At 67.9% G+C, this 13,873-nt stretch carries 12 protein-coding genes; 10 read left to right on the top strand and 2 right to left on the bottom strand.

From position 1 onward, the window contains the following. The first annotated feature begins 187 nt into the window (after nucleotides 1-187). The 6 genes from ACEN9H_RS06180 (at nucleotide 188) to ACEN9H_RS06155 (ending at nucleotide 6,143) form a co-directional block, all read left to right on the top strand. A complete protein-coding gene (locus tag ACEN9H_RS06180) occupies nucleotides 188-1,141 on the top strand; it encodes a hypothetical protein (RefSeq protein ID WP_413674121.1) in 954 nt (317 codons plus the stop codon). A gap of 182 nt (nucleotides 1,142-1,323) precedes the next feature. Further along, on the top strand, nucleotides 1,324-2,307 hold the full coding sequence (locus ACEN9H_RS06175) for a glycosyltransferase family 4 protein (protein WP_413674120.1): 984 nt from the start codon (nucleotides 1,324-1,326) through the stop codon (nucleotides 2,305-2,307). A gap of 8 nt (nucleotides 2,308-2,315) precedes the next feature. Next, on the top strand, nucleotides 2,316-3,644 hold the full coding sequence (locus ACEN9H_RS06170) for a glycosyltransferase (RefSeq protein WP_413674119.1): 1,329 nt from the start codon (nucleotides 2,316-2,318) through the stop codon (nucleotides 3,642-3,644). A 2-nt stretch (nucleotides 3,645-3,646) separates the two neighbouring features. Continuing rightward, nucleotides 3,647-4,459 (top strand): SDR family oxidoreductase, encoded by an 813-nt coding sequence (locus ACEN9H_RS06165; protein WP_413674118.1) that lies wholly within the window; start codon nucleotides 3,647-3,649, stop codon nucleotides 4,457-4,459. A 26-nt stretch (nucleotides 4,460-4,485) separates the two neighbouring features. Continuing rightward, nucleotides 4,486-5,049, top strand: a complete 564-nt coding sequence (locus ACEN9H_RS06160) for a D-glycero-alpha-D-manno-heptose-1,7-bisphosphate 7-phosphatase (protein WP_056136829.1) — start codon at nucleotides 4,486-4,488, stop codon at nucleotides 5,047-5,049. Then, nucleotides 5,046-6,143: a glycosyltransferase family 9 protein gene (locus tag ACEN9H_RS06155; RefSeq protein WP_413674117.1), complete on the top strand. Its 1,098-nt coding sequence runs from the start codon at nucleotides 5,046-5,048 to the stop codon at nucleotides 6,141-6,143. The genes ACEN9H_RS06160 and ACEN9H_RS06155 overlap by 4 nt, the downstream gene beginning before the upstream one ends. Before the next feature lie 37 nt (nucleotides 6,144-6,180). Here the strand turns inward: ACEN9H_RS06155 and ftsH are convergent, their stop codons facing one another. Together ftsH and ACEN9H_RS06145 are read right to left on the bottom strand one after the other, a co-directional pair. Beyond that, entirely contained in the window at nucleotides 6,181-8,082 is a 1,902-nt protein-coding gene (gene ftsH, locus ACEN9H_RS06150; RefSeq protein WP_413675558.1) for an ATP-dependent zinc metalloprotease FtsH, read from the bottom strand. A gap of 219 nt (nucleotides 8,083-8,301) precedes the next feature. Next, on the bottom strand, nucleotides 8,302-8,514 hold the full coding sequence (locus ACEN9H_RS06145; protein ID WP_156403740.1) for a holin: 213 nt from the start codon (nucleotides 8,512-8,514) through the stop codon (nucleotides 8,302-8,304). A gap of 128 nt (nucleotides 8,515-8,642) precedes the next feature. Here ACEN9H_RS06145 and ACEN9H_RS06140 point away from each other — a divergent pair, with 128 nt between their 5' ends. From ACEN9H_RS06140 to ACEN9H_RS06125, 4 genes are all read left to right on the top strand, one after another. Continuing rightward, nucleotides 8,643-9,353, top strand: coding sequence for a S24 family peptidase (locus ACEN9H_RS06140; RefSeq protein WP_056136824.1), 711 nt, complete (start codon nucleotides 8,643-8,645; stop codon nucleotides 9,351-9,353). After that, entirely contained in the window at nucleotides 9,350-9,640 is a 291-nt protein-coding gene (locus ACEN9H_RS06135; RefSeq protein ID WP_056136822.1) for a hypothetical protein, read from the top strand. Before ACEN9H_RS06140 ends, ACEN9H_RS06135 begins: the two co-directional genes overlap by 4 nt. 155 nt (nucleotides 9,641-9,795) lie before the next feature. After that, entirely contained in the window at nucleotides 9,796-11,016 is a 1,221-nt protein-coding gene (locus tag ACEN9H_RS06130; RefSeq protein ID WP_413674116.1) for a glycoside hydrolase family 88 protein, read from the top strand. 18 nt (nucleotides 11,017-11,034) lie between these two features. Then, entirely contained in the window at nucleotides 11,035-13,521 is a 2,487-nt protein-coding gene (locus tag ACEN9H_RS06125) for a TonB-dependent receptor (RefSeq protein WP_413674115.1), read from the top strand. Nucleotides 13,522-13,873: the final 352 nt, after the last annotated feature.

Here is a 13,873-nt window from a genome sequence, read left to right as displayed (position 1 = left end):
TGAGACTATAGGAGCATTTCAGATGACTTTGTAGGACAATGTGACACAGAAAATTCACTCTCGAAACACTACTTCCAGTCGTAAATAACTCGTCGGTAATCGTCCTACATATAACCGCAACGTCTTCCTATACTGAAGTCGCTCCGGGACGCGCATCATCTCAATTCCAGATCGAAAGGAGACGACCATGGACGCGAACCAACGCAGCGAAGCGAACAACCAGACGAACAACGGCGCCAACGAAAAATGGACGCCCGGGTCCGAGGGCGCCAGCGCCGACCGCGGCCAGCCGCTCGACCACACTTATCCGCAAGGCACCGGCGTACAGCAGCAGGGCAACCAGCAGCGCGACATCATGGGCGGCCAGGGTGGCGTGGGCGGCCGCGAGTACGGCGAGGATGCCGGCATTCCCGGCGGCTCGATGGACAACCAGATCAACGGCGGCTCCGGTGCCGTGCAGGGCATCACGGACAGCCACCAGCGCCAGATGGAACAGAAGTCCGGTGCCTACGGTTTATTGGAGCAGGCTGTCGGACACCGCCCGAAAGACTCGGGGGTCGATCTGAACCAGCAGCGCGACATGCACCGCGACGTCGTGCGGGGCAACCTGCCCTCCCAGAGTGCGGCCCAGCCCGATCTGCAAGGCGGCTCACTGTCCGACTCGCGCGGCAACCTGCAGGCCTCCACGCACACGCAGGGCGGCGGCATGCACGGCCCGCGCAGCGAACTGCCGTCGCAGCCGCCGCGCGGCTCGATGGGCAACCGCCAGTCGGCATCGGGCGCCACGCAGGGCGGCGGCATGCCGGGACCGGGCGCGGCCGGCGGCCATGAAGCCCAGCGCGGCAACACGCAGCTGGACGTGGCCGGCTCGCGCTCGATGTCGAACCAGAACTCGGACGTGGGCGGCGTGCACCAGTCGAACGACGTGGCCGGCGGCCTGCCGCGCTCGCCCGGCAATACGGGCGCGGACAGCACGGACCGCCAGGGCTCGCAGACCGGTTCCACCGCCTCGGCAGGCGGGCCGGCGGTGCACAAGTCGAACGATGCCGCCGGCGGCTACCCGCGCAGCCCCGGCTTCGCGAACAAGCTGCACGGCGACGACAACATGGACGACGATACCGGCTTCAAGCGTAAGCCCTGAAGCGTCCTCCCCTGTTCTTGATCCAGATTCAAGCGCCGGGCTAGTCCCGGAACCCAGCCATTTCGCTCGCGGTCGAACCTGTCACATTCAGACCGCGAGCGAAGCATGCCAAACCAGAACGGGATTGCACACGAGCTTAGTGCCGCAGCCAGTGCCGCCGCCATTCGGGCCATGGAGGCGTCATGCGCCGCCTGAACGTCCTGACGTGGCACACGCATGGCAGCTACCTGTACTACCTGTCCCATGCGCCGCACGACTTCCACGTGCTGGTGAAACCGGGCCGTCCGCCCGGCTACGGCGGCCGCTGCGGCCCCTTCCCGTTCGGCCCGAACGTCCGCGACCTGCCCGCCGACCAGGCGCGCACGCAGGCCTTCGACTGCATCCTGTTCCAGGAAGACCATCACTGGGAACGCAACCAGTACGAACTCCTCACGCCGGCCCAGCGCGCGCTGCCCCGCATCTACCTGGAGCACGATCCGCCCTCGCTGCCCCCGGACGACATCGCCGCTGACGCCCGCCGGGCGCAATGGCCGACCGACGTGCGCCACCCGGTCGACGATCCCGCCGTGCTGCTCGTGCACGTCACGCCGTTCAACGACCTGATGTGGGACAGCGGCCGCACGCCGACGCGCGTCATCGAGCATGGCGTCGCCGTGCCCGACGGCGTGCGCTGGCGCGGCGACGTCGAACGGGGCCTCGTGATCACGAACCACCTGGCGCGGCGCGGCCGGCGCATGGGCGCGGACCTGTTCGCCCGCCTGCGCACGACCCTGCCCCTCGACCTCGTCGGCATGGGCGCGACGGACCTGGGCGGCCTGGGCGAGGTCGACCATCCGCAACTGCCCGCCTTCGCTGCCGCGTACCGGTTCCTGTTCTCGCCCGTCCGCTATTCCAGCCTCAGCCTGTCCGTGATCGAAGCCATGATGATCGGCATGCCCGTCGTCGCGCTGGCGACGGCCGAAATGGCGACCGTGATCGAGCACGGCGTCTCCGGCTTCGCCGTGACCGACACACGCCAGCTCGCCATCGCCATGCGCGCACTGCTCGGCGACGCCGGCCTGGCCCGCAGCCTCGGCGAGGCGGCGCAGGTGCGGGCGCGCGAACGCTTCGCCATCGCCCGCTTCAGCGCCGACTGGGATGCCGCGCTGCGCGCCGTGACCAGCTGACCGCCGCCATGAAACTCGACGACCGGCCGCGCGCCGCAGCCGCCACGCCCCGTCCGGCCCACCCTGCCGGCCGGCGCCGCATCGCTCTCATCAGCGACCACGCATCGCCGCTCGCGGCACCGGGCAGTATCGATTGCGGCGGCCAGAACGTCTACGTCGCGCACCTCGCGCGCGAGCTGGCGCTGGCCGGCCACCTCGTCGACGTCTTCACCCGCCGCGACGACGCGAAACAGAAGCAGCTCGTGCGCTGGCGCGAGAACCTGCGCGTCGTCAACGTGCCGGCGGGACCGCCCCATTACGTCCCCAAGGAGCAGATGCTGCCGCACATCCCGTCGTTTTCCCGCTTCACCGCCCGCTTCGTCCGCCACCAGCCGGTCCCGTACGACATCGTGCACGCGAACTTCTTCATGTCCGGCATGGTCGCGCGCCACCTCAAGCAGGCGCTGGGCCTGCCGTTCGTGATCACCTTCCACGCGCTCGGCCGCGTACGCCGCCTCGCGCAGGGCACGGCGGACGCGTTTCCGGCGGCGCGCACCCGTATCGAAAGCGGCCTGATGCGGCACGCCGACCGCATCATCGCGGAATGCCAGCAGGACCGGCAGGACATGGAGCGCCTGTACGGCGCCAGCGGCGAACGCATCGCGATCGCGCCGTGCGGCTTCGATCCCGCCGAGCTGTGGCCCATGCCGCGCGACGAGGCCCGTGCCGCGCTGGCGCTGGCCCCCGACCGCTTCACCGTGCTCCAGCTGGGCCGCATGGTGCCGCGCAAGGGCGTGGACACGGTGATCGAAGCCGTCGCGCTGCTGCGCGCGGCGTACGGCATCGACGCCGGACTGCTCGTGGTCGGCGGCGACGCGCAGCCGGGCGGGCGCGACGGCGCGGAACTGGCCCGGCTGCGCGCCCTCGCCGGCACACTGGGCATCGCCGGCCACGTAAGGTTCGCGGGCCAGCAGCCGCGCGCGGCGCTGCGGGTCTGGTACGGCGCGGCGGACGTGTTCGCCACGACGCCGTGGTACGAACCGTTCGGCATCACGCCCGTCGAGGCGATGGCCTGTGCCCGTCCCGTCGTCGGCGCCGACGTGGGCGGCATCAAGAGCACCGTCGTCGACGGCATCACCGGCTTCCTCGTGCCGGCGCGCGACCCGCAGGCGCTGGCCGCGCACCTCGCCCGCCTGCAGCGCGATCCCGTGCTGACGCGCGCGATGGGCGAAGCCGGACTGCGCCGCGCCTACCGCCATTACACGTGGCGCACCGTCGCCGGGCAGGTCGCGGCCATCTATGCCGCCGTTCTCGCCGAAGCGCGCGCCCCCATCGCCGTGACCCAACCCCAGGAGTAAGCATGGCCGACCTCAACGCCTCCCCGTCCACCACGGCGCAACCGTCCGTGGATGCACTGCCCGACCCGGCCCCGGATCCAGTCCGCTGGCAACGTCCCCTGCACGGCAGGGTCGCACTCGTCACGGGCGCCGCCAGCGGGCTCGGCGCCGCGCTGGCTGCCGTGCTGGCGGCGGAAGGATGCGACCTCGTGGCCGCCGACATCCGCGCCGACGCGCTGCAGATGGCCATGCCGGCCCTGCTCGGCCACGGCGTACGCGCCAGCGCGCTGCCCCTCGACGTCGGCGACCCGGGCGCCGCGCGCGCCGCCATCGAACGCTGCGTCGCGACGATGGGCCGCATCGACATCCTCGTCAACAATGCCGGCACGGACGTGACCTTGCCCCTGTCCGACCTGTCCGAGCAGGACTGGCTGCGCGTCATCAACACGAATCTGAACGGGCCGTTCCTGCTGGCCAAGCACGCGGCCGCGCACATGCGCAGCCAGGGCAGCGGCGACATCGTCAACGTGGCCTCCACGGCGGCCAAGCGGGCCTGGCCGAACGCGAGCGCCTACCACGCCAGCAAATGGGGACTGCTCGGGCTGTCGCATGCGCTGCATGCCGAACTGCGGCCGCACGGCATCCGCGTCACGGCCGTCGTCGCGGGCGGCATGCGCACGCCGTTCCTGCTCGACCGCTTTCCCGACCTCGATCCGACCCGCCTGCAGGATCCCGCCAGCGTGGCCCAGGCGATCCGTCACGCGCTGCTGCTGCCGCGCGAAAGCGTGATCGCGGAAATGACCGTTCTGCCCATGCAGGAAACCTCCTGGCCCTGACCTCGTGTCCTTATGAAAGCCGCGCTTTGAAAGCCATATTCCTCGACAAGGACGGGACGCTCATACCCGACCTGCCCCACAACGTGGAGCCCGCGTGCATCACGCTGTGCCGCGGCGCCGGCCCGGCGCTGCGCCTGCTGGTGCGCCTCGGCTACCGGCTGTTCGTCGTCACCAACCAGCCGGGCATCGCCTTCGGGCGCTTCGCCGCGGCCGCGATGGACACCGTCAGCGCCCGCATACGCGACCTGCTGCTGCGCGAACACCTGGCGCTCGACGGCTTTTATGTCTGCCCGCACCATCCGGAAGGCACGGTCGCGCCCTGGTCGGTCGAATGCCATTGCCGCAAACCGCTGCCGGGCCTGCTGCTCAAGGCGGCGCACGAGCACGGCATCGACCTGCGGTCGTCGTGGATGGTGGGCGACATCCTGCACGACGTCGAGGCCGGCAACCGGGCCGGCTGCCGCACCATCCTCATCGACAACGGCAACGAGACGGAATGGCGGCTCGGCCCCCGCCGCGTGCCGACGCGCATGGCCCCGGACCTGTACACGGCCGCCGTGCTGATCGCCAGCCATGGAGACGCGCCATGACGGCCCCGTGGCATCGCGCCCGGCGCATCCTGTGCGTGCGCCTTGATTCGCTCGGAGACGTGCTGATGTGCACCCCGGCCATGCGTGCGCTGCGCCAGGCCGTGCCGGGCCGCACGCTGACCCTGCTGGGCTCCCCGTCCGGCGCCGCCGCCCTGCCCTACGTTCCCGAACTGGACGACGCCATCGCCTGGTCGGCGCCGTGGACGAAGTCCGCCAAACCTGCCGCCACTGGGGCCGCCGCGCCGGCGCCGATCGCCACGCTCGCCGCGCGCGCCTTCGACGCGGCCGTGATCTTCACGACCTACACGCAGAGCGCGCTGCCGGCAGCCCTGCTGTGCCAGCTGGCGGGCATCCCGCTGCGGCTGGCCCACTGCCGCGAAAACCCGTACGACCTGCTGAGCGACTGGGTGCCCGACCCCGAGCCGGCCACGCTCGTGCGGCATGAAGTCCAGCGCCAGCTGGCCCTCGTGCAGCGGGTCGGCTGCCGAAGCGCCGGCCTTGGCCTGTCGTTCGTTCCCCGTCCGGCGGACGTTACGGCGGCACGGGCACGCCTGGCCGCCGCCGGCGTCGACCCGGACCGGCCGTGGATCCTGCTGCATCCGGGCGCCAGCGCGGCCTCGCGCCGCTATCCCGCCGCGCACTGGGCCCACGTGCTGCGCCTGCTCGCGCAGGAACTGCACCTGCCCCTCGTGCTCACGGGCAGCGCGGAGGAAAGCGAGCTCGTCGACGGCATCCAGTTCGCCAGCGCCGTGCCGGCCATCTCGCTCGCGGGCCGGCTGGCGCTGGGCGAGCTGGGCGCGGCGCTGCGCCTGGCCGCCGTCGCCGTGACCAACAACACGGGGCCGGCGCACATGGCCGCCGCCGTGGGCACGCCCGTCGTGGACTTGTACGCCCTGACCAACCCGCAGCACACGCCGTGGAATGTGCGCAGCCGCGTCCTGTTCCACGATGTGCCGTGCCGCTTCTGCTACAAGAGCACGTGTCCGGAAGGCCACCAGGCCTGCCTGGCCGGCATCGAGCCGCGGCGCGTCGTCGATGCCGTGCGCGCGCTGCTGGATGCGGCGCGCGCAACGCCGGCGGCGGTGGCGACCTGACGGAAGCGGAACCATGTTGCTCATGACGTCGTGCCAATCACCGTCCGGACTGCCTGTCCCCCACCTGCGCCACCTGCTCCACCGCGGGCGCCGCGGATGGTACCGCGACAGGCCGCGCCGCATGCTCGCGCACGAGCGCCTGCAGCGCGTCGCGCTCGACGGTCTCGTGGTCGAGCAGCTGGCGGGCCAGCGCATCCAGCAGTGCCCGCTGCTCGCGCAGCGTGACGCGCACGCGCGCATGCGCTTCGTCGAGCAGCCGGGCGATCTCCCCATCGATCAGGCGCGCCGTACGTTCGCTGTATGCCGTATTCGACGGCTGGGCCGGCGCATACGGGGCGGCGGCAGGCTGCTCGAACGTCGCGAGGCCGACACGTTCGCTCATGCCGTATTGCGCGACCATGTGGCGCGCGAGATCGGTCGCCATCTGCAGGTCGTTCTGCGCCCCCGTCGAGAGGTCGCCGAACACGAGCTCCTCCGCCACGCGTCCGCCGAGCAGCACGTCCATCCGGTCCAGCAGCTCGCTCTTCTTCAGCAGGTAGCGGTCCTCGGTCGGCAGCTGCTGTGTATAGCCGAGCGCGGCGATGCCGCGGGGGATGATCGACACCTTCGCCACACGGTCGGCATGCGCGCGGAATTCCGCCGTCAGCGCGTGCCCCGCCTCGTGGAAGGCCACCGTTTCCTTTTCCATCGGGTTGATCAGGCGCGAGCGCTTTTCCATGCCCGCGATGACGCGGTCGACGGCTTCCTCCAGGTCGCCGCGCTCGACCCGCTCCTTGCCGCGCCGCGCGGCCAGCAGCGCCGCCTCGTTGACCAGGTTGGCAAGGTCGGCACCGGCCAGGCCGGGCGTCTTCGCGGCCACGGCGGCCAGGTCCACGTCCGGCGCCAGCCTGACGTCGCGGGCATGCACCTGCAGGATTGTCTGGCGGCCCTTCAGGTCCGGGCGGTCGAGCGCGACGTGGCGGTCGAAACGGCCGGGGCGCAGCAGGGCCGGATCGAGGATCTCGGGACGGTTCGTGGCGCCGAGGATGATCACGCCCTTGTTGGTGTCGAAACCGTCCATCTCGACGAGCAACTGGTTGAGCGTCTGTTCCTGCTCGTTGTAGCCGCCGACGACGCCCGCCACGCCCCGCGCGCGGCCCAGTGCATCGAGCTCGTCGATGAAGATGATGCAGGGCGCCACCTTCTGCGCCTGCACGAACATGTCGCGCACGCGGGCCGCGCCGACGCCGACGAACATCTCGACGAATTCCGAGCCGCTGATCGAAAAGAACGGCACCCCGGCCTCCCCGGCCACGGCCCGGGCCAGCAGGGTCTTGCCGGTGCCGGGCGGCCCGACGATCAGCACGCCTTTCGGAATGCGCCCGCCGAGCCGCCGATAACGCTGCGGGCTCTTGAGGAAGTCGACGATCTCCATCAACTCGTCGCGCGCTTCGTCGATGCCGGCCACGTCGTTGAAACTCACGCCGGTCTTGCTCTGCATGTAGACACGGGCCCGGCTCTTGCCCACATCAAACAATCCGGCCGCAACGCCACCCCGCTTCGCCATGGCGCCCCACATCCAGAACAGCAGGAGCAGCGGCAGCGCCCACGACAACAACGTACTCAGCCATTCACTGTGCTGCTGGCCGAAGTAGCGCACGTGCGCCGCGTCGAGGTCCTTGACGAGATCCGGATCGGCCACGCGGACGGCGTTGAATGGACACAGCCCGTCCGCATTGCACTTGACGGACTCGGCGCGGTTCTTCGGCAGGATGGCGTCGAGGCCGCCGGACTTGAGCGTGCCGGACACGGTCGTCTCCGCCAGCGTGACCTCGTTGACCTTGCCGCCATGCAAAAGCTCCTTGAACTCGCTGTACGCCAGCGGCGACGACGTGATCACGTCCGTCACCGACTGGAACAGCATGAACAGGACGATGGCGAACAGCCAGTACCACAGCATGGGACGCAGCGTCGGGCCGCCGCCGTCCGCGCCCGGCCCGGTTGCCGTCCCCTTCGTATCGGACATATCGTTCACGCCGCCTCCCTGCGCCTGAGCTCTGTCAGCCTGAGCTCTGTCAGCCTGAGCTCTGTCAGCCTGAGCTCTTTCAGCGCCTAAGCCTCTCGCCCCACTGTCTGACAGATCACGCCGAAGTCGCTTTGATCTAAATCAAAGTGACTCTCACGTCTGCCGCTCCAGCTGCGCGAGCCGCGCCTCGCACTCCCGTTGCTCGCGCCGATCGCGGCGGTACGTGTACACGGTATTGGTCAGACAGGTCAGGACGGCGGTCGCGATACCGACCGCCGCCCCGACGTCCGCCATCGTCAACGACGCGCCGATCGACGCCACGCCCGCGACATAGCTGGCCACGCCGAAGATACTTGGTCTGTTCATAGCTGTTCTCCCCCATCGAAAGCTCGCCTCCCCTTCACAAAACCCGGCGAGTCGAGTAGAGTCCAGTATAGAACTCTAAACTGATCAACGTCAAGAACACTAAACCCAAACGAGTGCAGGGCCTGAACATGAACCTCTTATCCGACCGCCTCGACCACATCTACCGCACCACACCGCAGCTCGAAGGCGAGCGTGGCCAGACCGGCCTCGTCAAAGCCTCGGGCGCCTCGAAGAGCGTGGTGAACCAGTGGCTGACCGGGAAAATCAAGTCGATGGACATCCGCTACGCGCTGAACATCGAGCGCGAACTCGGGTTCTCGCACATCTGGCTGATGACCGGCGAAGGCGACCCGCGCCAGGCGCCCTTCCACGGCCTGAAGGACGGCATGCCGGTGCGCCCGGCCGACAACGACGATGCGGAATTCGTCCAGATCCGCATGGTCAAGCTGCGGCTGTCGGCCGGGATCACGGGCTTCCAGACGGAACCCGAACGCCGCGACGGCGGCACGCTCGGCATGCGCCGCACGTGGATCGAACGGCACAACTACCATCCCGACCACCTGATGGCCATCCTCGTCAAGGGCGAGAGCATGGAACCGTCGCTGTATGCGGGGGACATCGTCATCATCAACACGCTCGACACGAAGCTCATGGACGGTGCCGTGTATGCCTTTAACTACGAAGGCGAGGCCGTCGTGAAGCGGCTGACGCGCGACGCCGGCAAATGGTGGCTGACGTCGGACAACCCGGACCAGCGCAAATACCACCGCAAACTCTGCCAGGGCAACGCCTGCCTCATCATCGGCCGCGTCGTGCGCAAGGAAAGCGACCGGATATGAAACTCGAGGTCGCCCTCGCCGAACTGAAAGGCGTGCGCGTGGCGCTGGCCTTCCCGCCGCCCGCGTGGGTCGCGCCCGGCGTCGGCGACGTGCTGCTGGAACGCCTGCGTCCATACTTCCCCACCCTGCCCGTGATGCTCGTGGCCGTGCAAAAGCATGGCGTGCGTGCGCATGCCGCGTTCCAGGCGCAGGCGCTCGTCGACGGCGCGGATCTCGCACACCTGCCGCGTACGACGATCGACCTCGACGTGCCACCGCTCCCGCCGGACGCGCCGCCGCCGTTCTAGTCGCCCGTCCGGCAAAACGTTTTCGCTCTTGGCACCACCAGCACGTCGTCATGCCCTGAAAACGTCAAGTTAAGCGTTTACCTATTTTTGTTGACACCGCTTCCCGTTCTGATTACGATTTGCTCAATAATCAGACCAACAAGGAGACGGGGCCCATGACGGCGAAAACGATTATCTGCGGGATCCTGCTGGCGGCCTGCGGCGCGGCGGCCGCAGCCCCCGCGGAACCGATCGGCGCCGTCATCGACAAGGACTTCAAGGTCGCCGCCGCGCAGTACCGCATCCTGCTGGACAAGGCCGCGGGCAAGCCGGGCTTCCCCCGCACCGTGGAGCGCGGCGACGTAAAAATGGTCGGGCCGGGCGACTGGACGGCCGGCTTCTTTCCCGGCTCGCTGTGGTACCTGTTCGAGGCCACCGGCGACGCGACATGGAAAACGGCCGCGATGCGCTACACGGCGCTGACGGCGCCCGCGAAGTTCGACAAGTCCCAGCACGATCTCGGCTTCATGCTGGGCGCCGGCTACGGCAACGGCCTGCGCCTCGTGGACGACGCGGCCACGCGCATCGCCTACCGCGACGCCCTCCTGGCCGGCGCGACGACGCTCATCACGCGCTTCAACCCGAAAGTCGGCAGCATCCAGTCGTGGGACCTGTGGCCCAATACGACGTGGGCCTTCCCCGTCATCATCGACAACATGATGAACCTGGAGCTGCTGATGTGGGCCGCGAAGGCCGCGAACGAACCGCTCTACCGCGAGATCGCCATCGCCCATGCCGACACCGCACTGAAGAACCACTTCCGCCCCGACGGCTCCAGCTTCCATCTCGTCGACTACGACCCGAAGACGGGCGCCGTGCGTGCGCGCGTGACCGTGCAAGGTTACGCGGACGGCTCCGCATGGGCGCGCGGGCAGGCGTGGGGCCTGTACGGCTACACGATGATGTACCGCGAAACGCATCGCGACGAATACCTCCGGCAGGCGCACAAGATCGCCCGCTTCTACACGACCCATCCACGCCTGCCGGCCGACAAGGTGCCCTTCTGGGACTTCGACGACCCGGCCATTCCCGACACCCCACGCGACGCGTCCGCCGCCGCCATCGCCGCTTCCGCCCTGCTGGAACTGGCGACGTTCTCCGACCGCGAGACGGCCGCGCGCTACCGCGACTTCGCCGAACAGACGCTGCGCAGCCTGTCGTCCGATGCGTACCTCGCAAAACCCGGCGACAACGGCGGCTTCCTCCTCAAGCATGCGACCGGCCACAAGCCGGCGAAATCGGAAATCGACGTGCCGCTGAACTACGCGGACTACTACTTTCTGGAGGCGCTGCTGCGCCTGAAGGCGGCGCGCAGCGGGACTGGCAGTTTTCATTAGAAAAACCAAGGAGACGTTGTGAGCAAGCAGAGAACACCGGGCGCGCGGATCGCGGTCAAACCCCTGGCGGCCGTCGTCGCGATGGCCGTCGCCCACTGGACCGTGCCCGCGCAGGCGCAAGAAGCACCGGCGAACCCCAACCAGCTGCAGACCGTCCTGGTCACGGCGAACAAGCGCGTGGAGCGGCTGGAAAACGTGCCGGAGTCGATCTCCGTGCTGTCCGAGGCGGAGATCCAGCGCAACAACGTGCGCGAGATCGAGGATGTCATCAACCTGACGCCGTCGCTGACGCTGTCGTCGGGCACGACGGCCGCCAACAACGCCATCTTCATGCGTGGTATCGGTACCGTGTCCGTCGGCATCGGCGTGGAATCCGACGTCTCCGTCATCATCGACGACATCCCGATCGCGAGCCAGTTCCAGGCCTTCCGCGACCTGGCCGACGTGGCCCGCGTGGAGGTGCTGAAAGGACCGCAGTCCACGCTGTTCGGCAAGTCCGCCGTGGCCGGCGCCATCAACATCGTGACGAAGCCGATCAGCGGGCCGATCGTCTACCGCGCCAACGCGTACTACACGAACGACCACGAGTGGCGCGCGGGCGCGTCGGTGGGCGGCAAGCTGCGCGACGACTTCGGCATGCGCATCGCCGTCAACAAGAGCGACATGCCGGGTAACTTCACGAACCTGACGAACGGCCAGAAGGTCAACGGCTCAGGCGGCAGGACGATCATGACGAAGTTTCAGTGGAGCCCGATCAAGGACCTGGAGATCGACTTCACGCCGCACTACAACGCGCAGGAAAACAGCCGCGGCGTGACGGCCGTGAACGGCTTTTATCGCGCGGGCAGCCCGGCCGACCTCGCGACCGCGTACATGAACGGTAACCCGCAATTGCCCGCGTCGCTCACGCTGGCCGGCATCAACCCGTACGATCCGAACAACCGCAACGTGCGGCGCGACTTCCCGACCGGGATCAACTCGTCCACGTTCGGCACGGGCCTGAAGTTCTCGTACAACCTGCCGAACGACGGCACGCTGATGTCGATCTCGTCGTACGAGCATTACAAGGCAAACGATTACCGCGACCAGGACTTCGTCGACGTGCCGACCATCGCGCGACCGGGCGAGACGAAGTTCAGCGTCGGCAACGCGCAGTTCGGCACCTACGACATCCGCTCGAAAACGCAGGAATTCCGCTACGTGTCGCCGGACGTGGGCAAGCTGCGCTACGTGGCCGGCCTGTGGTGGGCGCAGAACGAAATCGACCGCCACTTCATCCGCGGCTTCTGCGTGCGGCCGAGCGTCTGCACGGCCAGCTCGCCGTCGAGCCCCACGAACTACTACACCGACATCTACAACGTGAACCGCGCCGTGTTCGGCCAGGCCACGTGGGACTTCTATCCGACGTACACGCTGGTCGCGGGCATCCGCCGCAACGTGGAAACGTCGGGCTTCAACTACATCCGCAACTTCTACACGGACCAGCTGGACCGCTCGACGTTCGTGCCGGGCCCCGTCGGCCAGGACCAGTTCTCCAGCAGCGGCAACCGCGACTGGGCGACGACGGGCAAGCTGTCGATCCAGAAGCAGATCAACAGCGACTGGATGGTCTATGCGATGACGGCGACGGGCTACAAGGGCCTCGCGTACGACGTGACGAGCGGCCTGAAGGCGGCGGCCGCGTTCCCGGTGGCGCCGGAGACGAGCCGCAGCTACGAGCTCGGGACCAAGGCGAACCTGTTCCACAACCGCATGTCGCTCGCGGCCACGATCTACAAGACGGACTTCAAGAACTACCAGCAGAACACCTCGTTCGTGCTGCCGAACGACCCGACGATCTATACGCAGCTGAACTCGATCCCGAAGATCCGCACGCGCGGCTTCGAAATCGATTCGCACTTCCTGCTGACGTCGAACTGGTCGATGAACCTGTCGTACGCGTACACCCGGCCGGAGATCGTCGACTGGAAGAACGGCCCCTGCTACCAGGACAACACGAACCCCGCCATCGGCACGACGGGCCTGGGCGAAGGCGGTTCGCTGGGCGGCTGGAACCGCGCCTGTTTCCCGATCCGCGCCGGTTCGACGACGGGCGTGCAAAACCTGACTGGCGGGATCTTCCCGGGCACGCCGAAGAACAAGGTCAACATCGGCACGAACTACGACTACCACTTCGCGGACCGTCCGTACTGGGCGTTCGTGAACGCGAACGTGCGTTACCAGAGCGAGTACCAGACCAACATCAACAACGACCCGCGCTCGGTGAACAACGCGTACTCGATCTCGGACCTCGGATTCGGCCTGCGTCAGAACAACGACATGTGGCGCCTGTCCTTCCGCATCAACAACCTGTTCGACCGCTTCTACATCGGCAACGCCAACGCGAGCGGCCCGTCGTACCGCACGGGCCCGACGTCGACCTCGCCGGCCATCACGGTCAACAGCTGGGTGCCGCCGCGCGACGTGTTCCGCTTCTACAGCGTGCGCCTCGACCTGAAGTTCTGATACCGGGTTTCCTCCGCGGGCCCCAGCCCGCGTTTCCCTCGATGCCGCCGGGGCAACCTGGCGGCATTTTTTTATCCGAGACCACTTCCCAAAATCGGGGTCAGAGCACATTTTTTCCTAAATTCGGGGTCAGAGCACATTTCGGATCAATGTCCACTGCGCTACCAAACACTGGCTTGCGCCCGCCGCATCACGATGTGGCGGGCGGCCCTTCCTCTACCACCCGTTCGTACTCGCTTGAAAGAACTTGCACCGAAAAGGGCTCTGACCCCGAATTTTGCTGAAAACGTGCTCTGACCCCGAATTGAAGCTATTTCCAATAATCGCGGTTTGATCCGGTTGCTGGAAACAA

It is taken from the genome of Massilia cellulosiltytica (assembly GCF_047325105.1).
In the GTDB taxonomy this organism is placed as follows: Bacteria; Pseudomonadota; Gammaproteobacteria; order Burkholderiales; family Burkholderiaceae_D; genus Telluria; species Telluria orientalis.
This window is presented reverse-complemented; position numbering and strand designations above follow the sequence as displayed.